General features: G+C 73.3%; 25 protein-coding genes. 12 read left to right on the forward strand and 13 right to left on the reverse strand.

Translation table 11 applies throughout. The annotated features are described in order from the left end of the window. Nucleotides 1–112 precede the first annotated feature (112 nt). Together MRBLML1_RS06930 and MRBLML1_RS06935 are read left to right on the forward strand one after the other, a co-directional pair. Entirely contained in the window at nucleotides 113–535 is a 423-nt protein-coding gene (locus MRBLML1_RS06930; RefSeq protein ID WP_364513403.1) for an anti-sigma factor, read from the forward strand. Beyond that, nucleotides 532–1,338, forward strand: a complete 807-nt coding sequence (locus tag MRBLML1_RS06935; protein WP_364513405.1) for an RNA polymerase sigma factor SigF — start codon at nucleotides 532–534, stop codon at nucleotides 1,336–1,338. Before MRBLML1_RS06930 ends, MRBLML1_RS06935 begins: the two co-directional genes overlap by 4 nt. Here MRBLML1_RS06935 and MRBLML1_RS06940 read toward each other — a convergent pair. Further along, the gene (locus MRBLML1_RS06940; protein ID WP_364513407.1) at nucleotides 1,314–1,745 is read right to left on the reverse strand and encodes a hypothetical protein; all 432 of its coding nucleotides are present in this window, start codon (nucleotides 1,743–1,745) and stop codon (nucleotides 1,314–1,316) included. The genes MRBLML1_RS06935 and MRBLML1_RS06940 overlap by 25 nt on opposite strands. Before the next feature lie 196 nt (nucleotides 1,746–1,941). Here MRBLML1_RS06940 and MRBLML1_RS06945 point away from each other — a divergent pair, with 196 nt between their 5' ends. After that, nucleotides 1,942–2,196, forward strand: coding sequence for a WhiB family transcriptional regulator (locus MRBLML1_RS06945; RefSeq protein ID WP_028655649.1), 255 nt, complete (start codon nucleotides 1,942–1,944; stop codon nucleotides 2,194–2,196). Nucleotides 2,197–2,340: 144 nt separating this feature from the next. On the opposite strand, the gene MRBLML1_RS06950 is transcribed toward MRBLML1_RS06945, so the two are convergent. Further along, nucleotides 2,341–3,819: a sensor histidine kinase gene (locus tag MRBLML1_RS06950; RefSeq protein ID WP_364513411.1), complete on the reverse strand. Its 1,479-nt coding sequence runs from the start codon at nucleotides 3,817–3,819 to the stop codon at nucleotides 2,341–2,343. A 124-nt stretch (nucleotides 3,820–3,943) separates the two neighbouring features. Here MRBLML1_RS06950 and MRBLML1_RS06955 point away from each other — a divergent pair, with 124 nt between their 5' ends. The 4 genes from MRBLML1_RS06955 to MRBLML1_RS23260 all read left to right on the forward strand — a co-directional run bounded on the left by MRBLML1_RS06955 (nucleotide 3,944) and on the right by MRBLML1_RS23260 (nucleotide 7,049). Further along, the gene (locus tag MRBLML1_RS06955; protein ID WP_364515592.1) at nucleotides 3,944–4,792 is read left to right on the forward strand and encodes a DUF2785 domain-containing protein; all 849 of its coding nucleotides are present in this window, start codon (nucleotides 3,944–3,946) and stop codon (nucleotides 4,790–4,792) included. 40 nt (nucleotides 4,793–4,832) lie between these two features. Beyond that, a complete protein-coding gene (locus MRBLML1_RS06960; protein WP_364513414.1) occupies nucleotides 4,833–6,530 on the forward strand; it encodes an acetolactate synthase in 1,698 nt (565 codons plus the stop codon). 1 nt (nucleotide 6,531) lies between these two features. Further along, a complete protein-coding gene (locus tag MRBLML1_RS06965) occupies nucleotides 6,532–6,912 on the forward strand; it encodes a thioesterase family protein (protein WP_364513417.1) in 381 nt (126 codons plus the stop codon). 62 nt (nucleotides 6,913–6,974) lie between these two features. Next, nucleotides 6,975–7,049 (forward strand): 50S ribosomal protein bL37, encoded by a 75-nt coding sequence (locus MRBLML1_RS23260; protein ID WP_370249596.1) that lies wholly within the window; start codon nucleotides 6,975–6,977, stop codon nucleotides 7,047–7,049. Nucleotides 7,050–7,191: 142 nt separating this feature from the next. Here the strand turns inward: MRBLML1_RS23260 and MRBLML1_RS06970 are convergent, their stop codons facing one another. From MRBLML1_RS06970 to MRBLML1_RS06990, 5 genes are read right to left on the reverse strand one after another with little or no spacing between them, the layout of a single operon-like run. Continuing rightward, a complete protein-coding gene (locus MRBLML1_RS06970; RefSeq protein ID WP_364513419.1) occupies nucleotides 7,192–8,022 on the reverse strand; it encodes an SDR family NAD(P)-dependent oxidoreductase in 831 nt (276 codons plus the stop codon). A 33-nt stretch (nucleotides 8,023–8,055) separates the two neighbouring features. Then, the gene (rsrA, locus tag MRBLML1_RS06975) at nucleotides 8,056–8,346 is read right to left on the reverse strand and encodes a mycothiol system anti-sigma-R factor (RefSeq protein ID WP_364513422.1); all 291 of its coding nucleotides are present in this window, start codon (nucleotides 8,344–8,346) and stop codon (nucleotides 8,056–8,058) included. Continuing rightward, nucleotides 8,346–9,056, reverse strand: a complete 711-nt coding sequence (locus MRBLML1_RS06980) for a sigma-70 family RNA polymerase sigma factor (protein ID WP_414691231.1) — start codon at nucleotides 9,054–9,056, stop codon at nucleotides 8,346–8,348. Before MRBLML1_RS06980 ends, rsrA begins: the two co-directional genes overlap by 1 nt. 49 nt (nucleotides 9,057–9,105) lie before the next feature. Further along, complete coding sequence (locus tag MRBLML1_RS06985; protein ID WP_364513428.1) at nucleotides 9,106–9,756, reverse strand: alpha/beta family hydrolase; 651 nt, start codon at nucleotides 9,754–9,756, stop codon at nucleotides 9,106–9,108. Beyond that, entirely contained in the window at nucleotides 9,753–10,541 is a 789-nt protein-coding gene (locus MRBLML1_RS06990) for an SOS response-associated peptidase (protein WP_364513431.1), read from the reverse strand. The genes MRBLML1_RS06985 and MRBLML1_RS06990 overlap by 4 nt, the downstream gene beginning before the upstream one ends. A 50-nt stretch (nucleotides 10,542–10,591) precedes the next feature. Here MRBLML1_RS06990 and MRBLML1_RS06995 point away from each other — a divergent pair, with 50 nt between their 5' ends. The 3 genes from MRBLML1_RS06995 to rsgA are packed head-to-tail and all read left to right on the forward strand — an operon-like array spanning nucleotide 10,592 to nucleotide 13,403. After that, nucleotides 10,592–11,104 (forward strand): DoxX family membrane protein, encoded by a 513-nt coding sequence (locus tag MRBLML1_RS06995; protein ID WP_364513434.1) that lies wholly within the window; start codon nucleotides 10,592–10,594, stop codon nucleotides 11,102–11,104. A 13-nt stretch (nucleotides 11,105–11,117) separates the two neighbouring features. Continuing rightward, nucleotides 11,118–12,392: a 3-phosphoshikimate 1-carboxyvinyltransferase gene (aroA, locus tag MRBLML1_RS07000; protein WP_364513436.1), complete on the forward strand. Its 1,275-nt coding sequence runs from the start codon at nucleotides 11,118–11,120 to the stop codon at nucleotides 12,390–12,392. Nucleotides 12,393–12,401: 9 nt separating this feature from the next. Continuing rightward, nucleotides 12,402–13,403: a ribosome small subunit-dependent GTPase A gene (gene rsgA, locus MRBLML1_RS07005; protein ID WP_364513439.1), complete on the forward strand. Its 1,002-nt coding sequence runs from the start codon at nucleotides 12,402–12,404 to the stop codon at nucleotides 13,401–13,403. A gap of 175 nt (nucleotides 13,404–13,578) precedes the next feature. Here the strand turns inward: rsgA and MRBLML1_RS07010 are convergent, their stop codons facing one another. After that, complete coding sequence (locus tag MRBLML1_RS07010) at nucleotides 13,579–14,022, reverse strand: DUF2231 domain-containing protein (RefSeq protein WP_364513442.1); 444 nt, start codon at nucleotides 14,020–14,022, stop codon at nucleotides 13,579–13,581. 61 nt (nucleotides 14,023–14,083) lie between these two features. Here MRBLML1_RS07010 and MRBLML1_RS07015 point away from each other — a divergent pair, with 61 nt between their 5' ends. Together MRBLML1_RS07015 and MRBLML1_RS07020 are read left to right on the forward strand one after the other, a co-directional pair. Next, nucleotides 14,084–14,989 carry an inositol monophosphatase family protein gene (locus MRBLML1_RS07015; RefSeq protein WP_364513445.1) on the forward strand — a complete coding sequence of 302 codons (906 nt, stop codon included), beginning with the start codon at nucleotides 14,084–14,086 and terminating at the stop codon, nucleotides 14,987–14,989. Between the two features lie 10 nt (nucleotides 14,990–14,999). After that, complete coding sequence (locus tag MRBLML1_RS07020) at nucleotides 15,000–15,431, forward strand: CBS domain-containing protein (protein WP_364513448.1); 432 nt, start codon at nucleotides 15,000–15,002, stop codon at nucleotides 15,429–15,431. Between the two features lie 20 nt (nucleotides 15,432–15,451). Here the strand turns inward: MRBLML1_RS07020 and MRBLML1_RS07025 are convergent, their stop codons facing one another. From MRBLML1_RS07025 to MRBLML1_RS07045, 5 genes are all read right to left on the reverse strand, one after another. Then, on the reverse strand, nucleotides 15,452–16,786 hold the full coding sequence (locus MRBLML1_RS07025) for a lipase family protein (RefSeq protein ID WP_364513451.1): 1,335 nt from the start codon (nucleotides 16,784–16,786) through the stop codon (nucleotides 15,452–15,454). 85 nt (nucleotides 16,787–16,871) lie between these two features. Then, complete coding sequence (locus MRBLML1_RS07030) at nucleotides 16,872–17,849, reverse strand: hypothetical protein (protein ID WP_364513454.1); 978 nt, start codon at nucleotides 17,847–17,849, stop codon at nucleotides 16,872–16,874. A 13-nt stretch (nucleotides 17,850–17,862) separates the two neighbouring features. After that, nucleotides 17,863–20,286 carry a DUF3488 and transglutaminase-like domain-containing protein gene (locus tag MRBLML1_RS07035; RefSeq protein ID WP_364513457.1) on the reverse strand — a complete coding sequence of 808 codons (2,424 nt, stop codon included), beginning with the start codon at nucleotides 20,284–20,286 and terminating at the stop codon, nucleotides 17,863–17,865. Further along, nucleotides 20,283–21,518: a DUF58 domain-containing protein gene (locus tag MRBLML1_RS07040; RefSeq protein ID WP_364513459.1), complete on the reverse strand. Its 1,236-nt coding sequence runs from the start codon at nucleotides 21,516–21,518 to the stop codon at nucleotides 20,283–20,285. The genes MRBLML1_RS07035 and MRBLML1_RS07040 overlap by 4 nt, the downstream gene beginning before the upstream one ends. A gap of 44 nt (nucleotides 21,519–21,562) precedes the next feature. Continuing rightward, on the reverse strand, nucleotides 21,563–22,534 hold the full coding sequence (locus MRBLML1_RS07045; RefSeq protein WP_364513461.1) for an AAA family ATPase: 972 nt from the start codon (nucleotides 22,532–22,534) through the stop codon (nucleotides 21,563–21,565).

The raw sequence follows: 22,534 nt of genomic DNA on the forward strand, positions 1-22,534 counted from the left end.
CCCGGCACCACGCCGTACGACGGCCGCGCCCTGCTCCCGGGGCGCGGCCGTTCGGCGTCCGGGTGTCGTAGGCTCGTCCCGTCCAGCACTCCCTTTCGTCGACAGGAGCGGCATGTCCGAGACGAGCAGCCCGGTGGCCGGCGCGGCGACCACGACCGGTGAGCCCGCGGAGGTCGAGCTGCGCCTGCCCGCCGACGGGGCGTACGCGTCCGTGCTGCGGACCCTGACCGCCGGCCTGGCCGCGCGCCTGGACTTCACCCTCGACGACATCGAGGACCTGCGCATCGCGGTCTCCGAGGCCGCCGCGATGGTCCTCGACGAGGCCGACGAGGGCACCGTGCTCGACTGCCGCTTCCGGCTCTCGCCGGGCGAGCTCGCGGTGACCATCGCCGGGACGGCGCAGACGCCGGCCGCTCCCGACTACGAGAGCTTCGGCTGGCAGGTGCTCGCCACCCTCGCCGCCGAGGCCGCTATCGACAGCACCCCCGGCAGCTATGCCGTGCGCCTGACGGTGCGGTCCTCGCTCGAGCCATGACCGCCGACACGTCTCGGGACCGGCGCGCGGCGTCGGTCGAGGAGACCCGACGTCGCAGCGCCGCGCTCTTCGAGGTGCTGCGTGACGAGCATGCCTCCAGCACCGAGCGCGACAGCGCCCGCGACGCCCTGGTCCACCTGCACCTGCCGCTGGTCGAGCACTGCGCACGCCGGTTCCGCAACCGCGGCGAGCCCTACGAGGACCTCGTGCAGGTCGGCACGATCGGGCTGATCAAGTCCGTCGACCGCTTCGACACCGAACGTGGGGTCGAGTTCTCGACGTACGCGACCCCCACGATCATCGGCGAGATCAAGCGCTACTTCCGTGACAAGGGCTGGGCGATCCGGGTGCCGCGGCGGCTGCAGGAGCTGCGCATGCAGATCAGCGCCTCCACGGCCGAGCTCACCCAGAGCCTGGGCCGCTCCCCCACCGCGCGCGAGCTCGCCGAGGCGATCGGCTGCTCGGTCGAGGAGATCGTCGAGGGCCTGGAGTCGAGCAACGCCTACTCCACGCTCTCCCTCGACGCCACCGACGACGACTCCGACGGCGGCGCCGGGCAGAGCATGCTCGACGCGATGGGGGTCGACGACGAGGCCCTCGAGCACGTCGAGATCCGCGAGTCGGTCAAGCCCCTGCTGGAGAACCTCCCGCCGCGGGAGAAGAAGATCCTGCTGCTGCGCTTCTTCAAGAACATGACGCAGTCGCAGATCGCCGAGGAGATCGGCGTCTCCCAGATGCACGTCTCCCGGCTGCTCAGCCGGACCCTGGAGCAGCTGCGTCAGTCGTTGGAGTCCGAGGCCTGATCACCCGGCTCGGGCGCCGTCGGGTCGCGGTCGAGCGCCTCGATGGTGTCGGGGTGCAGCATCCCGGCGAGCACGATCAGCGCCGCGACGACGAGCACGATCGCGACCAGGACGTGCTCGCGCACGTTCCACGCGAGCCCCAGCATGATCAGCTGGGTGATCAGCACCGGGCCCCGGGCCCAGCCGGCGCGCCGCGCCAGCCCCCAGGCCGCGGCGAGCAGCACCACGCCGTACGCCGCGAAGAAGACGGTCGTCGACAGGCCCAGCGAGCGCCGCTCGTCGTCGAGGTTCGCCGTCTCCAGCACCGCCAGGATCAGCAGCACGACCGCCTGCACCGTCGCGAGGGACGCGGCGGCGGTGAGCGGAGGCGGGTTGCCGGACGACACGCCGGAGGAACGCTGGGTCACGGTCCCCCACCCTAGATCAGGCGCGATCCGGCCCGATTCCGGCGCTTTGTGACCCAACAGACGACTGAATTGCTTGATTCGTGAACGAATCCTTGGAACGCTTGCGGAAGCGATCGTGAAGCCGTTCACTTTTGCGGTTTCACGCGTGCCCTGCATCAGGGCCCACGCACGTATTGGAAAGAGGGCATTCCCACCCATGGATTGGCGACACCGTTCCGCATGCCTCGACGAGGATCCGGAGCTGTTCTTCCCGATCGGCAACACCGGCCCGGCCATCCTCCAGATCGAGGAGGCCAAGGCGGTCTGCCGACGCTGCGACGTGCGCGAGCAGTGCCTCGCGTGGGCGTTGGAGGCGGGGCAGGATCACGGTGTCTGGGGTGGCCTCAGCGAGGACGAGCGTCGGGCGCTGAAGCGCCGCAACGCCCGGGCCCGCGTCCGGCAGCCCGTCTAGGCGCGAGCGCGTCTTCGCCGCGGCGGTCGGCAGCAAGCTGCTGGTCTCGCCGCGCTGCCGCGCACGCGGTCGGGTTTCGTAGGTCCTGCCTCCGCCTGGCGGCAAGAGGCGGTCGTGGGCGCGAGCGAGGCCCCGCAGTCTGCGCTACTCGACAGGCAGGCTGATCGCCGCGCGGGTGCCGCCGTCGGGCGCGTGCCCGAGGGTCAGGTGTCCCCCGAGCTCGGACTCCACGAGCGTGCGCACGATCGAGAGCCCCAGGCTGGTCGCGCCGTCGAGGTCGAAGTCCGCTGGCAGCCCGCGGCCGTCGTCCTCCACCGCGACGTCGAGCACGGCACCGTGCCGCTCGGCGCGGAGCACGATCTCGCCCTGGGCTCCGGCCTCGTAGCCGTGCTCGGCGGCGTTCTGCATCAGCTCCATGACGACCATGGCCAGCGGGGTGGCGACCTCCGAGGACAGCACGCCGAACGACCCCTCACGTCGTACGCCCACCTGGGCGGTCGTCGAGCCCACGTCGGTCACCAGCCGGGCGAGCCGGTCGGCGATGTCGTCGAAGGCGACGGTCTCCTCGACCGCCTGGCTGAGGATCTCGTGGACGATGGCGATCGAGCCGACCCGTCGTACCGCCTCCTCCAGGGCGGACACGGCCTCCTCCGAGCCGATCCGGCGGGCCTGGAGGCGCAGCAGGGCGGCGACGGTCTGCAGGTTGTTCTTCACCCGGTGGTGGATCTCGCGGATCGTGGCGTCCTTGGTGATCAGCTCGCGGTCGCGCCGGCGCAGGTCGGTGACGTCGCGGAGCAGGATCATCGCGCCGATGTGCTCGCCCTGGGGACGCAGCGGGATGGCGCGGACGATCAGCGAGACGCCGTCGCCGGGACCACCCGCGGAGCCGAGCTCGGTGTCGCGGTGCGCGCGGCCGCCGAGGACCGCGCTGAGGGTCTCCTCGTCGGGGCGCTTCTTGGGCGGGACCAGGTCACGGGTCAGGTCGGCGAGCCGGTGCCCGGTGAGGTCGCCGGTGAGGCCGAGCTTGCGGTAGACCGACAGCCCGTTGGGGCTGGCGTAGACGACCCGCCCGTCGGCGTCGACCCGCACGAAGCCGTCGCCGACCCGCGGTGAGTCGGCGTGGTCGCTGCGCTGGCCGGCGTTGGGGAAGCGTCCCGCGGCGATCATGTGCGCGAGGTCGGAGGCGGCCTGGAGGTAGTTGATCTCCAGCAAGCTGGGGGTGCGCACGCCGAGCAGGTTGGTGTTGCGGCTGATCACCGCGACCACCTTGCCGTCGTGGCGCACCGGGATCGCCTCGATCCGCACCGGTACGTCGTCGCGCCACTCCGGGTCGCCCTCCCGGGCGATCCGCCCGTGCTCCCACGCCGTGTCGACGAGGGTACGACGCCCGGTGGGCAGGAAGGTGCCGACGATGTCGTCGACGTACGCCGTGGGGCCGGTCGTGGGCCGCATCTGGTCCCCCGCCCAGAAGCCGGTGCCCTCGCGGTCGGGCAGCCAGAGCACCAGGTCGGCGAAGGAGAGGTCGGCGATGACCTGCCAGTCGGCCTGGAGCAGCTGCAGCCAGGCGATGTCGCCCGGTGTCAGGCTCGTGTGGCGCCGGGCGATGGCGGACAACGAGGGCACGACGGCAAACGTAACGGACCGGACACCCCACCGCTTCACCCCCTTTGGCACAATGCCTTCTGGAGCTTGCGCAAGCGATCCGTGGGGGGATTCGTTCAGGCCGGTCGGTGAGGGGTTTTTCGTGATGGCGTCGGTGGACTGGGCACGCCTCCAGCAGGGACTCCGCAACGGCGACCGCACCCCACCCGCGGAGCACCGGCTCTCCGACCTGACGGCCGACCTGACCAGGATGCTGGGCGACCCGGACCCCTACGTCCGCGACGGCATCGCCTATCCCTTCCTCGCCACCTGGACCGAGCACGGCGTCTACGACGACCTGCTGGCCGGGCTCGGCGACGGCATGTGCGCCGGGCTGGAGGTCGGCATCGGCGACCACGGCACCGACACGGTCTTCCGCCGCAGCTTCTCCGCGCTGGTGCTGGCCGAGTGCATCGACCGCGACACCCGGGTGCGGCGGCAGCCGCAGACCCGGATCATGCAGTGGGGCGACCGGCTGGCGGCCTGGTACGTCCGCGAGCGCGACCTGCGCGGCTTCGTCCCGGGCAAGGGCTGGGCGCACGCGGCGGCCAACGGCGCGGACGCGCTGGGGGCGCTGGCCCGCTCGCCGTACTTCGGGGCGACCGAGCTGACCGTGCTGCTCGACGTGGTCGCCGACCGGGTGCTCGACCCGGCGACGCCGACGCTGCGGCACGGCGAGCCGGACCGCATCGCGCACGCGGTGATGGAGATCCTGCGCCGCGACCGCGTGCCGCTCGCGGTGGTCGAGCCGTGGATTCGCCGGCTCGAGAGCGGCGCTCGCGCCAGGGCGACGGCCGGCGACGACCCGTACGTCGCCACGGGCAACGCCCAGGCCGTGCTGCGCGCGCTCTACCTCCAGCTCACCATCTCCCCGCGGCACCCCTCGATCCGCTCGGACCTCCTGCTGAGCCTGGTCGCGTCCCTGCGCCGGGTGCACCCCGCTTTCCTCGCCTGAGCCCTCCCGCTGCGCCGGACCGGGTGGGTACGGTGCCCAGGTGACCACCACCCCTGCCCCGGACGGCAGCCCCGAGACCGCGCTCAGCGGACATGCCGGCGAGCTCGCCGTCGCCGTCGCCCAGGCCCACGGCGTCGAGACGATGTTCACCCTCTCCGGCGCCCACGTCTTCCCGATGTACGACGGCGCGGTGAGGTCGCAGGCCGAGGGCGCCGGCCCACCGGTGCGCCTGCTCGACGTGCGCCACGAGCAGACCGCGGCCTTCGCGGCCGAGGCGACCGGCAAGCTGACCCGGGTGCCCGGGCTCGCCGTCCTCACCGCCGGGCCAGGGGTGACCAACGGGGTGAGCGCGCTCGCCCAGGCCCGTTTCGCGGGCTCGCCGATGGTCGTGGTCGGCGGCCGGGCGCCCAACAACCGCTGGGGCACCGGCGCATTGCAGGAGATCGACCACCTGCCGATCGTCGCGCCGGTGACCAAGCACGCCGAGACACTGATGACGGCGGCCGACGTGGCGGCGGGCTTCGACCGCGCGTTCACCCTGGCCCGCTCCTCGCACCGGGGGCCGACGTACGTCGACGTGCCGATGGACGAGTTCTTCAACGCCGGCAGCGGCGTCCGGCCAGCGGTGGGCCCGCTGCGCGGGGCGACGCCGGACAGCGACGCGATCGGCCGGATCGCCGGGCTCCTGGCGCGCGCCGAGCGGCCGGTGCTCGTGCTCGGCACCGACGTGTGGGCCGACGGCGCCGAGGAGGCCGCGCTGCGCCTGGTCCAGGAGATGCGGCTGCCTGCGATCACCAACGGGATGGGCCGCGGCGTGGTGCCGGGCGGTCACCCGCTGCTGGTGACCAAGGCGCGCGGGGCGGCGCTCGGCGGTGCGGACCTCGTGGTCGTGGTCGGCACGCCCCTCGACTTCCGGCTCGGCTACGGCGTCTTCGGCGGCAAGGACGGCGCCACCCCGGCCGCCGTCGTGCACGTCGCCGACTCCGCCGAGCAGCTCTCGGGGCACGCCGCGCTGGCCGACTCCGTCGCCGGCGACCTGAGCGCGGTCCTCGACGGCCTGCTGGAGGCACTGGCGGGCCTCCCGCAGCCGCAGCGCAGCGACTGGATCACCTCGCTGCAGGACACTGTCGCCGCAGCGACGTCCCGCGACGCCGAGCTGCTCGGTGCCGAGGCCGACCCGATCCACCCGGCGCGGATCTACGGCGAGCTCGTCCCCCGGCTGGCCGACGACGCCGTGGTGATCGGCGACGGCGGGGACTTCGTGTCCTTCGCGGGCAAATTCGTCGAGCCGCGCCGCCCCGGCTGCTGGCTGGACCCGGGCCCCTACGGCTGCCTGGGTGCGGGGCTCGGCGCGGCCATCGCGGCCCGCGTCGCGCGGCCCTCGGCCCAGGTCGTGCTGCTGCTCGGGGACGGCGCCGCCGGCTTCTCGCTGATGGACGTCGACACCCTGGTCCGCCACCAGCTGCCAGTGGTGATGGTGATGGGCAACAACTCCGCGTGGGGCCTGGAGAAGGGCCCGATGCAGATGCTCTACGGCTACGACGTCGCGGCGGACCTGGCGCCCCGGACGTCCTACGACCAGGTGGTCACGGCGCTCGGCGGGGCCGGGGAGACGGTGACCGACCCCCGTCAGATCGGCGCCGCGCTGGACCGGGCGTTCGCGGCGAACGTGCCCTACCTCGTCAACGTCATCACCGATGTCGACGCGCCCTACCCCCGCGCCACCTTCGGGATCTGAGATGGGCGAGGCGACCCTGACGTTCGCCGTCACCGACGACGACACCGCGCTCGCGGTCGGCTCCGGCAGCCTGCCGGTGCTCGGCACCCCGCGCCTGCTCGCCTGGTGCGAGGCGGCCACCTGCGCCGCGCTCGAGCCCGACCTGGGCGCCGGCGAGACCAGTGTCGGCACCCGGGTCGACCTGGAGCACCTCGCCGCTACCGCGGTGGGCGGGCGGCTGGTGGTCACCGCCCGGCAGGTCTACGCCGACGGCCGGCTGCGCCGCTTCGCGGTCTCCGCGCGCGAGGCCGGCCCGGACGGCACGCCGGGCCGGCTGGTCGGCTCCGGCGAGGTCACCCGGGTGGTCGTGGACGCCGAGCGCTTCCTGGCCCGGCTCGGATGACCCTCGATTCGGAGACCGTCCGCGCACCTGAGACACTGGGTCGATCGATCCTAGGAGGAACCATGGGCAAGACCGGCCGCAAGCGCCGCGCGCGCCGCAAGAAGGGCGCGAACCACGGCAAGCGCCCGAACAGCTGAGCCCCGGCCCAGCGTTCGCCCGAACCCCCGACCGCGAGGTCCGGGGGTTCGTCGCTTTTCGCCGGCCCGCCACACTGCGAGGAAGCGCAGCGCGGCGGCTCAGCCGGCGAGGTCGAGCAGCCACGCGCGTGTCGAGACCTGCCTACTCCGGGCGCGGGAACTGCGCCCGCATCGCCAGGTCCCAGCCCCGGTCGCCGAGCACCCTGCGCGCGGCCATCGCGGCGGGCGCGGAGACGGTGACGGTGTAGCGCGGCTTCGGCCGGGCCTTCGTCAGGGCCTTCTCGACCACGGCCGCGACCGCCTCGGGCGGACCGCCGAAGCGGACCATCGGGCCGTCGTACGCCGCGGCGGTGGCGGCCTGCACGTGCGCGTTGAACTCCTGGTACGGGCCCTCACCGGTGGGCATCCCGGCCGCGACGGCGGCCTCGAAGCCGGTGGTGATCAGCCCGGGCTCGACCAGGACCACCTTGATGCCGAAGCCGGCGACCTCGTAGCGCAGCGCGTCGGAGAGGGCTTCGACGGCGTACTTGCTGGCGTGGTAGGCCCCGCCGCCGGGGAAGGTGAGCTTGCCGCCCATCGAGCCGATGTTCACGACGCGACCCGAGCGCTGCTCGCGCATCGCCGGCAGGACGAGCTGGGTGAGCCGGAGCAGGCCGAAGACGTTGGTCTCGAACTGGCGCCGGACGTCGGCGACGTCGAGGGACTCCAGGGCGCCGGACTGGGAGTAGCCGGCGTTGTTGACCAGGCCGTCGATGCGGCCGGAGACCTCGCGCACGGTCGCGACGGCGGAGGTCATCGACGCCTCGTCGGTCACGTCGAGGGCGAGCGTGCGGCAGCCGGCGTCGGCGAGCGCCGTGAGGGTCTCGGGGCGGCGCGCTGTGGCCCACACGTCCCAGCCGGAGCCGGCCAGGCGGGCTGCGGTGGCGGCACCGATGCCGGAGGAGCAGCCCGTGATCAGGACGGTCTTCGTCATGGGGCAGATCATCCCCCACCGACGAGGCGTCCGTCAGCGCAGCTTGAGCTGGATCTCCTGGATCTGGACCCGGACCCGGGCCCGGAGGTCGGCCGGGGCGGTCTCGCCGCAGGAGCGGGCGACGACGGCCTTGACGGTGCGCTGGAGGTCGTAGCGCTCCAGGCACGGGCTGCAGGAGTCGATGTGGGCGCGCACGACCGCGCAGTCACCCGACTCCAGCTCGTTGTCGATGAGCCGGACGATGCGCTCGAGGAAGTCGGCGCACTCGGCGTTGGTGGGGTCGCCGTCGTGCAGGTGCTCGTGGCTGGTGTCGGACGCGGACATCACTTGCCTCCCAGAGGCGCGTCGCCACCCGAGCGGACGTAGTCGGAGAGCGAGTCGCGCAGCTGGCGGCGACCGCGGTGCAGGCGGGACATGACCGTCCCGATCGGCGTGTCCATGATCTCGGCGATCTCCTTGTAGGCGAATCCCTCGACGTCGGCGAGGTAGACCGCGAGACGGAACTCCTCCGGCAGTCGCTGGAGGGCGTCCTTGACCTGGCTGTCGGGAAGGTGCTCGAGCGCCTCCATCTCCGCCGACTTCAGCCCGCTGGAGGTGTGCGCCTCCGCCCGCGCGAGCTGCCAGTCCTCGACGTCACCGGTGTCGCCGGTCAGCGACTGCTGCGGCTGGCGCTGCTTCTTCCGGTAGTTGTTGATGAAGGTGTTGGTGAGGATCCGGTACAGCCAGGCCTTCAGGTTCGTGCCGGGCTTGAACTGGTGGAACGCGGAGAACGCCTTGGCGAACGTCTCCTGGACCAGGTCCTCGGCGTCCGCGGGGTTGCGGGTCATCCGCATGGCAGCGCCGTAGAGCTGGTCGAGGAAGGGCAGCGCGTCGCGCTCGAAGCGCGCGGCCCGGTCCTCGGGCGTCTCCGTCTCGACGTCGATCTCCTCGGGGTCGCCGAGGGTCGCGTCGAGCGAGGTGAGGTCAGATGTCTTCGTCATCGTGTCCCAGGGTACGTCGCCAGCCGCCTGGGGCCTCTCCAGCGTCGCGATCATGGAACCCAGAACACGACCGGGTGCCCCGGCATTCCCACCGCGCGGACGGCTATCCCGCGCCGAGGACCTCCCGCACGATCCACTCCAGGGTGGACTCCACGACGATCGCCATCGCCTCGCCCTCGCTCACCGGAGCCCGCTTGGGCACGGCGAGCCCGTGGTCGGCTCCCGGTACGACGGCCAGGTCGGTCCGCCCCGGCAGCGGGTCCGGGAACTCCTCGGGCCGCCCGAACGGGTCCCGCTCCCCCTGCACCACCAGCGTCGGCACCCCGGCTCCGGCGAGCTCGTCGAGGCGGGACTTCTCCGGCTTCCCGGGTGGGTGCAGCGGGAAGGACAGCGCCAGGCAGCCGCGGGCGCCCAGGTCGGCGGCGGTGCGGCAGGCCGAGCGGGCACCGGCGGAGCGCCCGCCGACGACGAGCGGGACCCGCGCGCGCAACGAGGCGGCAGCGGCGCGCAGGCCGACGTCCAGGGTGGGCGGGGCGGAGGCGACCTTCTTGCCGGCGCGACGCCAGGGCTGCTCGAAGAGCGCGACGTGGACGCCCTGTGCGGGCAGGGCGGCGGCGAGCGCGGCGAGGTCGCGGGCCTCGATGCCGCCGCCCGCGCCGTGGCTCAGCAGCAGGGTGGCCAGCGGCCGGCGGGCCTGGTGGAGGACGAGCCGGCCCTCGCCGTACGCGGTGGGGACGAGGCGCTCCCTGCTCACAGCAGCGTCCCCTGCGCGTCGTCGCCGGCCGGGTGGGCGTCGAGCGGCAGCGGCTCGACCAGCTCCGGGCCGTTGTTGGCGACGTTGCCGACGGCGGTGGAGACCGGGAAGGCGGTGAGCCCGGCCTGCTGGGCCGGGGTGAGCAGCGCCGAGAGGTCGGTGACCTCGTGCAGCGGGTCGAGCCAGGCCGCGCGGGACGCCACGTCGACCAGCAACGGCATCCGGTCGTGGATCCGGCCCAGCGCGTCGGTGGCCTCGGTCGTGATGACGGTGCACGTCCAGCGGAAGGCGTCCTCGGCGTCCTCGGGGACCGAGCGGTCGCGCCAGATCTCGTAGAGCCCGGCCATGGCGAGGATCGAGCCGTCCTCGGGGGTGATGAAGAAGGGCTGCTTCACCGGCTTGCCCTTGGCGCCCTTGCGATCGGTCTCGTACCACTCGAAGTAGCCGTCCGCCGGCACGATGCAGCGCCGTGACGCGAACGCCTTGCGGAAGGCGGGCTTCTCCGCGACCGTCTCCATCCGGGCGTTGATCATCCGGCTGCCGATCTTGTCGTCCTTGGCCCACGACGGCACCAGGCCCCAGCGCAGCGCGCGCAGCTGGCGCACCGGGTCGCCCTCGCGCTCACCGGCCTCGTTGCGCGGCTGGCGCTCCATGACGGCGTAGACCTCGTCGGTCGGCGCGACGTTCCACGACGGCGGGATCGCCCGCTCCAGGCGGGGATCGAGCACCTCGAACTCCTCGACGATGTCCTCCGGACTCCGGCTCGAGGCGTAGCGACCGCACATGTCCGCCAATCTATCGGTCTGGACCGACGCTCCCCGGGTATCGCACAGGCATGGCTCTGAGCAGACTTCTCGCCCGGCCCCTGCTGGCGTCGTACTTCCTCGCCAACGGGGTGCAGGACCTCAAGGACGCCCCCGAGCGGGCCAAGGAGGCCGCCCCCGTGACCGAGGTGCTGGCGCCCGCGGTCGCCAACGCGACCCCGCCGTCGGTCAAGGTCCCGCAGGACCCGACCACCTGGGTGCGGATCAGCGGCGCGCTCCAGCTCGCGGCCGGCGCGGCCCTCGCGACCGGCAAGGCCCCGCGGCTCTCCGCGGCCGTCCTCGGCGCCACCCTGCTGCCCTCCACGGCGGCACACCACCGGTTCTGGGAGGCGAGCGACCCGGCCGAGCGCAAGGCGCAGCTGGTGCACTTCGCCAAGAACCTCTCCCTCGCCGGCGGCCTGCTCATCGCCTCCCTCGACACGGCCGGCAAGCCGGGTGTCGCGTGGCGGGCCAAGCACGCCGCGCACGACGCCAAGCGCGAGGCCGCGCTGCTCGGCACCAGGGCCAAGGCGCGCATCTCCTAGACTCACGCGGGAGATGAGCACTCCCGATCCCTGGCCCGCGCCCACCGTCACCGGACCCGTCGAGGCGACCGTCGCCCTGCCGGGCAGCAAGTCGCTGACCAACCGCGCACTGGTGCTGGCCGCGATCGCCGACGGCCCGTCCGTCGTACGACGGGCGCTGCGCTCGCGCGACACCCTGCTCATGGCACAGGCGCTGACCGCGCTGGGCGCCACGGTCGACACCAGCGGTGACGACTGGGCGATCACCCCGCTCGACGGCTCCGTGCCCGGGGGCGGCGCCGCGGTCGACTGCGGGCTGGCCGGCACCGTCATGCGCTTCGTGCCGCCGCTGGCGGGACTGGTCGCCGGCGACGTGCGCTTCGACGGCGACCCGCACATGCGCAACCGGCCGGTCGGCCAGATCCTCGCCGCGCTGCGCGGCCTGGGCGTCGCGATCGACGACGCCGACGCGCTGCCGTTCACGGTCCGCGGCGCCGGTGCCGTCACCGGGGGCACCGTCGTGATCGACGCCTCGGCGTCCTCGCAGTTCGTCTCCGCGCTGCTGCTCGCCGGTGCGCGCTTCGGGACCGGCGTCGACGTGCGCCACGACGGCGACCCGATCCCCTCGCTCCCCCACGTCGAGATGACGATCGCGATGCTGCGCGACCGTGGCGTCGCGGTCGACGACGGCGAGGCGGACCGGTGGGCGGTCGCCCCCGGCCCGGTGGCGGCCCACGACGAGGCCATCGAGCCGGACCTGTCGAACGCCGCGCCCTTCCTCGCCCTCGCCGCCGTCTCCGGCGGCTCGGTCACGGTCCGCGACTGGCCCGCGACCACCACCCAGGCCGGCGACGCACTGCGCGAGCTGCTGGCCCGGATGGGCTGCGCCGTCGAGCGCACCACCGACGGCCTGCGAGTCACCGGACCGGCCGACGGGCTGCGCGGCCTGGAGGCCGACCTGCACGACGTCGGCGAGCTCGCGCCCGCCATCGCCGCGCTCTGCGCCCTCGCCACCACGCCCTCGCACCTGACCGGCATCGCCCACATCCGCGGGCACGAGACCGACCGGCTCGCGGCCCTCGCCACGGAGCTCGGTGGGCTCGGCGCCGACGTGGAGGAGCACCCCGACGGGCTGACCATCCGCCCGGCCCGGCTGACCGGCGGCGTCTTCCACACCTACGCCGACCACCGGATGGCGCACGCCGGCGTGATCGTCGGCGCCGCGGTGCCCGGCGTGCTGGTGGAGGACGTCGCCACCACGAGCAAGACCTTCCCCGACTTCGCGGGCTTCTGGTCCGGGATGTTCTGAGGCGCCCGGATGCCACGGTACGACGAGCACGACGTCGAGCACTACGAGCGACCGCGCCGCCGTACCCGTCCCCGGACCAAGGACCGTCCCGCCCACGAGGACGCGGTCGAGGGGCTCGTCGTCACCGTCGACCGAGGCCGGTTCACCCTGCTCATCGAGGGCCGCACGGTGCTGGCGATGAAGGCCCGCCCGTTGGGCCGCAAGGGCGTGGTCGTCGGCGACCGGGTCCGGGTGGTCGGTGACGTGTCCGGTGCCGACGGCTCGCTCGCGCGGATCGTGGAGGTCCAGGATCGGACCAGCACGCTGCGCCGCACCGCCGACGACGACGACCCGGTCGAGCGGGTCATCGTCGCCAACGTCACGCAGCTCGTCGTGGTCACCGCGCTCGCCGACCCCGAGCCGCGGACCCGGTGGATCGACCGCGCCCTCGTCGCGGCGTACGACGGCGGGATGGCCCCGCTGCTGTGCCTCACCAAGGCCGACCTGGCCGACCCCGAGACCCTGCTGGCGACGTACCGCTCGCTGGGGGTGCCGTGGGAGGTCACCCGCCGCACCCCGGACCGGACGATCGTCGGCCTGGAGGCCCTGCACGACCGGCTGCGCGGCGAGGTCAGCGTCCTGATCGGAACCAGCGGTGTCGGCAAGTCGACGCTGGTCAACGCGCTGGTGCCCGACGCCCGACGCGAGACCGGCCACGTCAACGCCGTCACCGGCCAGGGCCGGCACACCTCGACGTCCGCGCTGATGCTGCCGCTGGCGGACGGCGACGGGTGGATCATCGACACCCCGGGCATCCGGTCCTTCGGGCTCGCCCACGTGCAGCCGGAGCACCTGATCGAGGCCTTCCCCGACCTCGACGAGATGACCGAGGACTGCCCCCGCGGGTGCACCCACGGCGAGGACGAGCCCGAGTGCGGGCTCGACGAGGCGGTCGCGGCCGGCGCGGCCGACCCGGTGCGGGTGACCTCGTTCCGGCGGCTGCTGGCCGCCCGGTCGGTCACCGACTACTAGGCCGACTTGGGGTTTCCCACCCGCGAGTTGGCACTTTCCACCCGTGAGTTGGCACTTGTGCACCGGCGCGAGGACCGACTCGGCGGTGGGAAGCCCCAACTCATGGGTGGGAAACCCCAGCTCGGCGGTGGGAAACCCCAGCTCGACGGTGGGAAACCCCGACTCGACCGGGGGGTCAGACCTTCCAGACGGCCTGCGCGCCGGCGTCGCCGGTCTTGTAGACGAGGAACAACGTGGCCAGGCCGGCCAGCACGGTGAGCACCGTCAGCACGGTCCGGACGGCGCCGGTGCGGGTGTGGAACCAGGCGCTCACGAAGGCGAGCAACGCGAAGACGGTGACGCCGATCCGCAGCTTCTCGGCCCACTCCTCGTGGTCCTCGATGCGCTCGGCCAGGGTGCCGGTGACGCCACCGAAGCGGTCGCTCTGCAGGTCCTCGCCGGAGAAGTAGGCGACCCAGATGCTCACCAGCGAGACCAGCGCCAGGACGACGAGCGGCCAGCGCACCCGGTCGCGCCAGGACGGCACGGCGTAGGCGAGCGCGGCGAGCGCGGCGAGCGGCGTGAACACCACCGCGGCGTGGACGACGAGCGGGTGGAGCGGGACGCCGTTGATCTCCATTGTTGAATCGTGCACTACCCGTGCAAGCCGCCGCCACCCCCGACGCCGCTAAGGTGCCCCTGTGGCCGCACCCGACTTCACCGACGACCTGCGTCTGGCACACCTGCTCGCCGACGACGCGGACTCGCTGACCCAGGCCCGGTTCCGCGCGCTCGACCTGCACGTGATGAGCAAGCCCGACCTGACGCCCGTCACCGACGCCGACCAGGCCGTGGAGGAGTCGATCCGCCGTACCCTGTCCAAGGCGCGCAGCCGCGACGCCGTCACCGGTGAGGAGCAGGGCACCTCCGGACACTCGCAGCGCCGCTGGATCATCGACCCGATCGACGGCACCAAGAACTTCGTCCGCGGCGTGCCCGTCTGGGCCACGCTGATCTCGCTGGTCGTCGACGACGAGGTCGTGCTCGGCGTGGTCTCGGCGCCCGCGCTGCAGCGCCGGTGGTGGGCCTCGACCGGTCAGGGTGCCTGGACCGGGAAGTCGCTGATGAAGGCGACGCAGTGCCACGTGTCCGACGTACGACGCCTGGAGGACGCCTCCTTCTCCTACGCCTCGATCCGCGGCTGGGAGGACCGGGGCATCGGCGAGGACCTGCTCGCGCTCATGCGGCGCGTGTGGCGCACCCGGGCCTACGGCGACTTCTGGTCCTACGTGCTGCTCGCCGAGGGCGCCGTCGACCTGGCCGCCGAGCCGGAGCTCGAGGTCTACGACATGGCCGCCCTCGACGTGATCGTCCGCGAGGCCGGCGGGCGGTTCACCTCGCTCGACGGCAGCGACGGCCCCTGGGGCGGCAACGCGCTGGCGAGCAACGGGCACCTGCACGAGGCGGCGCTGTCCTTCCTGGGCTCGATGGACGGCGGCGAGGGCGACCCGGACTGGCCGCGCACCGGCCCCGGCACGGTCTCCGACCTGCGCTCGCGGCGGCACCGTCCCGCGGTGGACGGTGACGAAGGGCCGAGCGCCGAGTAACCTGCGTCACATGCGCATCGCTGACGTGCTCCAGTCGAAGTCCCTCAAGGACGTGGTGACCATCCGCCCGGACGCCGGCGTGCGCGAGCTGCTCGCGACGCTGTCCGAGCACAACATCGGCGCGGTGGTGGTCAGCGCCGACGGCGCCAGCCTCGACGGCATCGTCTCCGAGCGCGACGTGGTCCGCACCCTGCACAGCGACGGCACCGTCATCAACAACGTGGTCTCGGCGATCATGACGACCGACGTGCGCACCTGCTCCCCCGAGGACGACCTCGACGAGGTGCTCCAGGTGATGACCGAGGGCCGCTTCCGGCACATCCCCGCGGCCAGCGACGGCCAGGTCGTCGGCATCGTCAGCATCGGCGACCTCGTCAAGCACAAGATCGACCAACTGGAGTTCGAGCGCGACCAGCTCGACTCCTACGTGCACCAGTCCTGACGCGCGCCGCGCGCCGGCACCTAGGGGGTGCCGGCGAGCGGGGTGAGCGGGTTGCCGGGCGCGATCGAGGCGCAGTTGCTCGGCGCCGGCGCGCTGCCGAACCGGGCGCCCAGCCAGGCGATCGCCTCGGGCAGCCAGAGCGCGACCGAGGTGAAGTGGCTCAGCGCGTACTCGCGGTGCAGCACCTTGACCCCGTCGGCGCAGTACTGCCGCGCCAGCGTGCGGACGTCGCCGGCGACCATCACGCCGTCGCCCTTGCCGAGCGTCGGGTGCGCGGTGGTGCCCTCGAGCTCGCCCCCGGTCCCCTGGCCGATGAACATCGGCAGGGTCGGGCTGGGCCCGCTGCCCAGGTTGAGCTGGTTGACGGTGCTGACGAAGATCGGCACGCTCGACGGCTCGGCGTACTCCGGCTTGGTCATCTTCTTCCAGGTCAGCCCCGGGTAGGCGCCGAGCACCTCGGTGATGGAGGCCTTCTGCATCTTCCGGTAGACCTCGAGCCCGTAGTCGTTGAGGTACGGCGTGAGGTCGATGCCGTAGGCCCGGGACACCCCGATCACGGCCATCGGGATCACCCCGGCCCAGACCTGGCTGCCGTCGACGTAGTCGAGGTTGGCGGCGGGGCGGACCAGCACGCCGCCCTCGGCCGCGCCGACGAGGCGCGCGTTCACGTCCGGGGCGTACGACGGCGCGAGCACCGAGGCCCAGTTGGTGGCGATCGCGCCGCCGGAGTAGCCGACCAGGCCGACCTTGGCGGTGGGTGCGATGCCGGTGCCGGAGTCGCGCAGGCTGGCGCGCACGGAGTCGAGGGTGACGTAGCCGTACTCCGGCCCGGCGGCGAAGTCGGCGGTCGGGCCCTGGGTGTCGGAGATGACGACGGCGTAGCCCTGCAGCAGGAAGGCCGACATCATCACGGTCTCGACGTGCCCGATCATCCCGCCGAGCTGGGTGCTGCCGGTGAAGGAGCGCGAGGGGCCGTGCTCGGGGTCGAGGGAGTCGTAGAACGACTGGTAGGAGATCACCTTGCTGGTCGTGCCGAAGGCCGGCTTGATGACCGAGGTGACGGCCGCGACCGGCCGGCCCTGGGCGTCGGTGCTGCGGAAGAGGATCTGGCGCACGGCGAGCGGCAGCGGCACGCCGGCCAGGCTGTAGGGCACCGTGCGGGTGTTCAGCACCGCGCCGGGCGCGTAGTCGGCCAGCGGGGTGCTGCCGGTGTAGCTGAAGAACGGGTCGGGCGTGGCCGGAGCGACGGCGCGGGCCGGCCCCGCCGGGGCGAGGAGCGCGACGAGCGCGGCGAGGACGGCGAGGACCGAGGTCCGTCGCGTCGGCAGGCTCAGCCGGGACAGTGTGGACAGCATGCGGGTAGCCCCCTCCTCGTGACGGGCGTCACGACCGCTGACATCATTAGTGACAGATCTGTCACCTGTCAACGGTGAGCGGGGATCAGGCGCACGGCCAGGAGATCGCCCGCATCGTCCGCTTCGCGCCGGACTTCAGCCGCACGACCGCCTGGACCTCGCCGGTGCCGCGCGGCGCGATCCCGGTGACGAGCAGCGCCGAGCGCTGCAACGCACGCCCCTGCAGCACCCCGCGCCGCTGGCCGTCGACGTAGAAGGTGATCCGCTTCGCCTTGCTGCGGGCCGCGCTGCTCAGGTAGGCGTAGGTGCTGTTGGTGCCGCAGCTGCGGTGGCCCACCGTGACGTAGGCGAGGCCCCGCCCGGTGCGGGAGCGCAGCGTGCCGACCGGCAGCAGGCTCACCGTGCCGCTCACGCTGGCCGAGGCCGACTGCCCCGTCGTGGTGCGCGCCGCCGCGACCACCCGGGGCGTCAGCCGCCCGCCCACGGCGTAGTCGCCGGCCGGCACCAGCCGGGTCACCGACCGGCCCGGCGCGACCAGGATCGAGAACGACGACGGCATCCGCTGGATCCCGATGATCGGAGCCACCGCCGCGCCACCCCGCGAGGAGCCGGTGCTGCGCACGACCAGCCACGACTTCCGCACGCCCCTCGCCTCCGCGAACACCGCGCCGGTCGCCTCCAGCGAGACCGAGCAGATGGTGGCCGCGCTCGGCTTGGCCGAGACCGCGACGACGGCGCTCACCGAGACCCGGTGCGTCCCCCAGGTGTTGCGGGCCGCCCAGCCACGGATCGTGCCGGCCGCCCTCAGGGTGCTGGTCGCCGCGCGCCCGGTGCGGTCGAGCGTGACCACCCGCGCGCGGCCGTCGGCCGGGACCGCGACGGAGCCCGGCCGGGAGCCGGTGAAGGTGGGCTTGGCACAGCCCGGGTCCCCGGACACGGAGGCCGACTCCGAGGCCTCCAACGTGGCCCCGACGAAGGTGGCCCGCGCCGGGGCGGGGTGGACCGCGAGGCTCGCGGTCAGGGACAGGGCGAGGGCGAGGCCCGCCCGACGACGTAGCGACATTCTTCCCCCCGAGTCAACGACGCTGGCGCCGCAATCTAGCAGGTACGACGCGCCCGCCAGCCCGCCGAGCCGTGCGCACCACCCAGCCGACCGGCCCCCGGGTCACCACCGCACGGCCGACCCGCCGCAGCCGGGCGCGCACCCGCTCCAGGCCGGCCCGCCAGGGCACCGAGGCGAGCGAGAAGCGCGCCAGCACCCGGCGCCACCACGGGGTCGCCTTGCGGATGCGGCGCAGCGCGGTGTCGACGTCGGCCCAGTAGGCCTTCGCCTCCTCCGGCGTCGGCTCGCCGTCGCCGTAGACGTGCCGGTCGGCGGTGTGGGCGAGGGTGACGACCGGCGTGGCGTCGTAGCGCTCGGCGGCGGCGTACGCGCTCTCGCGCCGGGTCGCACCGGGTGGCTTGCGCACACCCAGGTCGCGCATCCGGTCGTCGAGCTCGCGCCAGGCCCCGGTCAGCCGGGTGGTGGCGTCGGCGGCCCGGCGACGGCGGCGGCGGCGCAACAGCTTGAAGAGCAGCACGCCCCACAGCGGCGAGAGCAGCAGCAGCACCTTCGCGACGTCGATCGCGATCCCGATGATCGTGCCGAGCACCTCGAGGATGTCGAGGTCGCTGCGCTGCCCGTCGCCCTGCTGGAGGTTGTCCGAGGCCTCCTTCGGCTCGCCCGGGACCCGGGGCGGCTGCAGCACCTGCGGCTGCGGGTCCTCGTTCGGCTCGTCGTTGGGCTGGCGCAGCTTCTGGTCCTCCGGCGGGGTGGGGTCGAAGGGCACCCAGCCGGCGCCCTTGAGCTTGACCTCGGTCCACGCGGTGACGTTCTCGCCGCGTACGTCGCCCCCACCGGGCGGCACCTTGAACCCGATGACGACCCGGATCGGCAGGCCCATCCGCTGGCCGGCGAGGGCCATCGCGGCGGCGTACTGCTCGGCGTTGCCCACGGGCGTCGCGGTCTTGGTCAGCACCGCCAGCCGGCTGGCGCCGTGCCCGGCGGGCGTGTAGTCGTCGATGCCGTCGGAGTAGTAGCCGTGCTCGCGGAAGGCGTTGCGCAGGAAGATCGCGAGCGCGCCGTCCGTGCCGCCGCTGAACTTGCCCTCGGTCTGCCAGCGCTGCACCCGGTCGACCAGCTCCTCGGGCACGATCGCCGGCTGCGGGAGCGCGATCGAGGAGTCCGCCTTGTAGGTGCTGATCTCCTCGTCGGACAGCGGCACGGGTACGGCGGCCTCGACCTCGAAGGCGGTGCCCTGCTGGACGCCACCGATCTGGGCGACGGTGCCGGTCTGCCGGTTGATCACCAGCTCGCCCGCGGACGCGTCGTCGGTGCGGCCGTCGCGGACCGGGGTCATCGCCAGGGTGTCACCGACGCTCGGCACCCACGGGCCGGTGTAGTCGCCGATCGTGATCGTGCCGCGCACGTTCGCCTTGGCGTTGGCGTCGGGGTCGTTGCGGAAGCGGCGGAAGGTGCCCGAGTCGTGCACCGAGCCCGGCCCGCCGGAGACGTTCCACACGATGCCGTCGTAGGTGTCCATCACGGCGAGGCGCACGAGCGTCCCGCTGTCGATCCCGTCGACGGTGAAGAGGGTGGTCCCGGTCTTGACCGGCTCCTTCTTGTAGTAGCGGAACTTGGCCAGCGGGCTGGGGTAGTCGTGCGGGTCGAACGGCGGGTCGACGTGGTCGCGCAGCACGACCCGCTCCCCCGACGTCCCGCCGAGCGCGCCGAGGCCGACGGCCGCGCCACCGGCGATGCCGACCACCACGAGCGTGGCCAGCACCCGGCGCCCCCAGCGGGTGCGCACCTGGCGCAGCATCCGCCAGCGCAGCCACACCACGGCGATGGCGGCGACGGCGATGCCGCGCACCAGCACGCCGTCGGCCTGGATGTCACCGAAGGCCGCGGCCAGCACCACGACCAGCCCGAGGGCCACGCCGGCCAGGCCCGGGGCCCGCGAGCGCCACAGCAGCACGGCGCAGACCAGGCCGCCCACCAGGCCGGTCACCAGCGGGACGAGGACGACGACGCCGGTCTCGCCGAGCGGGGTGGGCAACGTCAGCGACTCGCGCCAGGTGTTCACGGTGCCGACGACGAGGTCGTGCAGCGACTCGCCGGTCGGCAGGAAGCCGTTGCGGGTCTTGGCGGGCAGGGCGACCGCCGAGCCCACCGCGAGGTACGTCGCGGCCGCCACCAGGGTGGTCAGCCACGGGCCCCAGCGCCAGCGGGCGCTCAGCCAGGCCACGCCGACGCCGAGGACCAAGCCCACGGCGACGGCGACCAGCCAGCGCTGCCCGGTGTAGGCGGCGCCGAGCGGCCAGGCGCACAGGATCCCGAGCCCGACGACGAGCACCGAGTCGAGCAGGGCCAGCCACCACGGGGGCATCGGCCGGGCGCCGCGGCGGCGCTGCTCGACCACCATCACCCGGTTGCTGCCGCTCAGGCTGGCGCTGCTCATGCCGCCACCCGTCGTACGGCGACGCCGAGCTCCTCGAGCCGGCCGATCGTCGCGACGCCGAGGTCGCCGAGCCAGCGCACCGAGGGCTCGTGCCCGGTGATGCAGCGCACCGCGATGACCCGGGTGTCGACGGGCAGGAACTGCCGGGCCCGCCGCAGCTCGGTGATCGAGACACCGGAGCCCACGCACAGCACCATCACGCTGGCGGCGAGCTCGTCGTTGCCGAGGTGCCGGGTCACCTCGAGCAGGCGCTTGGCCTGCCAGTCGTAGGCCAGGCCGGACAGCCCGTCGAGGAAGCGCTGCGCGCCCGCGGAGGGCAGGGTCGCGTGCGAGGACGCCGCGCTGAGCCGCTGGCCGTCGGCGAGCGCCTGGGTGCCGAGCGAGCCGGCGATCGAGATCGCCAGCTCGAACTCGTCGTCGCTGCCGTAGTCCTCCAGCCGCGAGCTCACCAGCGTCAGCAGGTGCGAGCGGCGGGTCTCCTCGAACTGGCGGACCATGAGCGTGCCGGTCTTGGCGCTGGACTTCCAGTGGATGTGCCGTCGGTCGTCGCCGGCGACGTAGCCGCGCAGGGCGTGGAAGGAGACGTCGTTGTCGGAGACCTTCGGCACCGTGCGGCCCTCGAGGTCGCGCACCAGCCCGGCGGCCGAGCCCTCGACGCGCAGCGTGCGCGGGTGGACGTAGAGGGTGTCCATCCGGCTCAGGTGCGCCTCGCGGCGCAGCAGCCCGAGCGGGTCGGCACGCACCGCGACGACCGGGCCGACGTCGAGCACCGCGCGGTGCTCGGTCGGGATCGCGAACAGCTCCTCGTGCAGGGCGCCCGGCGCCAGCGCGGGCAGGTCGAAGGCGGCCCGGCCCTGGCCGACCGGGAACTCCACGACCAGCGGCCGCGAGCGGCGCGAGGTCGGGTTGGACAGGGTGAGGTAGCCGTTGGCCCGCTCCCCCACGATCACCCGCTCACGAGCGAGGTCGAGGCGCGCCTTCAGCGGCTGGCGGCCGACGACGAAGGCGACGGCGAGCAGCAGCACCAGGGTGAGGAAGATCCCGCCCACCAGCAGCTCGCGCCAGTGCAGCAGCGGACCCGCGACCAGCAGGACCAGGGCCAGCACAGCCACCGTCCAGCCGGCCGGGGTGACCGTCTCGGTGCCCGGGCGCAGCGCCGTGCGGATCGCCTGGGTGCGACGCGCGAGGTCCTCGCGCAGCGCGCCCCACAGCGCCCGGCGGCGCCGGGACACGACGGTGAACGTACGACGGAGACCAGCCGCCCAGGAGCGGGGACTCATCGAGCAGCCGGCTCCAGGGGCACCGACACCCGCTCGAGGACCTTGCGCACGACGTCCTCGGTGGTCGTACCGCGGAAGTCCTCCTCGGGGTCGAGCACCATCCGGTGCGCGAGCACGGGCACGGCCAGCGTCTTGACGTCGTCGGGCACGACGTAGCTGCGGCCGTAGGAGATCGCCCAGGCGCGCGCGGCCCGGACCAGGGCGAGCCCGGCCCGGACGCTGGTGCCGAGGACCACCTCGGGCGCGGTGCGGACGTTCTCGATGAGGCTGGAGACGTACTCGTAGATCGCCGGCTCCACGTGCACCTGCTGCGCGAGCTGGATCAGGTGCAGCACGTTGTCGCCGCTGATGATCGGGCGGACCACGGTGGCCGCCTTGCCCTTCGGGGCGTTGGCGAGGATCTGCACGGTGTTCTCGTGGTCGGGGTAGCCCAGCGAGGTCTTGATCAGGAAGCGGTCGAGCTGGGCCTCGGGCAGGCGGTAGGTGCCGGCCTGCTCGATGGGGTTCTGGGTCGCGATCACGATGAACGGCGGCGCGACCGCGTGGGTGATGCCGTCGACGGTCACCTGGCTCTCCTCCATGACCTCCAGCAGCGCCGACTGGGTCTTGGGCGAGGCACGGTTGATCTCGTCGGCCAGCACCACGTTGGAGAAGATCGGGCCCTTGTGGAACTCGAACTCCTGCGCGCGCTGGTCGTAGATCGTCACCCCGGTCACGTCGCTGGGCAGCAGGTCCGGCGTGAACTGGATCCGGTGGTGCTCGCCCTGGATCGTCTGCGCGATCGCGCGTGCCAGCGAGGTCTTGCCGGTGCCGGGGTAGTCCTCGAGCAGCAGGTGGCCCTCGGCGAGGAGCGCGACGAACGCCAACCGGACCACCTCGGTCTTGCCGACGATCGCCTGCTCGACGTTGGCCACGAGCTGGGCGAAGGTCTGCGAGAACCACTCGGTCTGTTCGGCGGTGAGCGACAT

The organism is Nocardioides sp. LML1-1-1.1, assembly GCF_040676175.1.
Lineage (GTDB): Bacteria > Actinomycetota > Actinomycetes > Propionibacteriales > Nocardioidaceae > Nocardioides.

Excerpts from the sequence above, each read along its gene's own strand:
- MRBLML1_RS06930 (WP_364513403.1), top strand. The coding sequence starts at position 113 with ATGTCCGAGACGAGCAGCCCGGTGGCCGGCGCGGCGACCACGACCGGT.
- MRBLML1_RS06935 (WP_364513405.1), top strand. The coding sequence starts at position 532 with ATGACCGCCGACACGTCTCGGGACCGGCGCGCGGCGTCGGTCGAGGAG.
- MRBLML1_RS06945 (WP_028655649.1), top strand. The coding sequence starts at position 1,942 with ATGGATTGGCGACACCGTTCCGCATGCCTCGACGAGGATCCGGAGCTG.
- MRBLML1_RS06955 (WP_364515592.1), top strand. The coding sequence starts at position 3,944 with ATGGCGTCGGTGGACTGGGCACGCCTCCAGCAGGGACTCCGCAACGGC.
- MRBLML1_RS06965 (WP_364513417.1), top strand. The coding sequence starts at position 6,532 with ATGGGCGAGGCGACCCTGACGTTCGCCGTCACCGACGACGACACCGCG.
- MRBLML1_RS06970 (WP_364513419.1), bottom strand. The coding sequence starts at position 8,022 with ATGACGAAGACCGTCCTGATCACGGGCTGCTCCTCCGGCATCGGTGCC.
- rsrA (WP_364513422.1), bottom strand. The coding sequence starts at position 8,346 with ATGTCCGCGTCCGACACCAGCCACGAGCACCTGCACGACGGCGACCCC.
- MRBLML1_RS06980 (WP_414691231.1), bottom strand. The coding sequence starts at position 9,056 with ATGATCGCGACGCTGGAGAGGCCCCAGGCGGCTGGCGACGTACCCTGG.
- MRBLML1_RS06990 (WP_364513431.1), bottom strand. The coding sequence starts at position 10,541 with ATGTGCGGTCGCTACGCCTCGAGCCGGAGTCCGGAGGACATCGTCGAG.
- MRBLML1_RS06995 (WP_364513434.1), top strand. The coding sequence starts at position 10,592 with ATGGCTCTGAGCAGACTTCTCGCCCGGCCCCTGCTGGCGTCGTACTTC.
- aroA (WP_364513436.1), top strand. The coding sequence starts at position 11,118 with ATGAGCACTCCCGATCCCTGGCCCGCGCCCACCGTCACCGGACCCGTC.
- rsgA (WP_364513439.1), top strand. The coding sequence starts at position 12,402 with ATGCCACGGTACGACGAGCACGACGTCGAGCACTACGAGCGACCGCGC.
- MRBLML1_RS07010 (WP_364513442.1), bottom strand. The coding sequence starts at position 14,022 with ATGGAGATCAACGGCGTCCCGCTCCACCCGCTCGTCGTCCACGCCGCG.
- MRBLML1_RS07020 (WP_364513448.1), top strand. The coding sequence starts at position 15,000 with ATGCGCATCGCTGACGTGCTCCAGTCGAAGTCCCTCAAGGACGTGGTG.
- MRBLML1_RS07025 (WP_364513451.1), bottom strand. The coding sequence starts at position 16,786 with ATGCTGTCCACACTGTCCCGGCTGAGCCTGCCGACGCGACGGACCTCG.
- MRBLML1_RS07030 (WP_364513454.1), bottom strand. The coding sequence starts at position 17,849 with ATGTCGCTACGTCGTCGGGCGGGCCTCGCCCTCGCCCTGTCCCTGACC.
- MRBLML1_RS07035 (WP_364513457.1), bottom strand. The coding sequence starts at position 20,286 with ATGAGCAGCGCCAGCCTGAGCGGCAGCAACCGGGTGATGGTGGTCGAG.
- MRBLML1_RS07045 (WP_364513461.1), bottom strand. The coding sequence starts at position 22,534 with ATGTCGCTCACCGCCGAACAGACCGAGTGGTTCTCGCAGACCTTCGCC.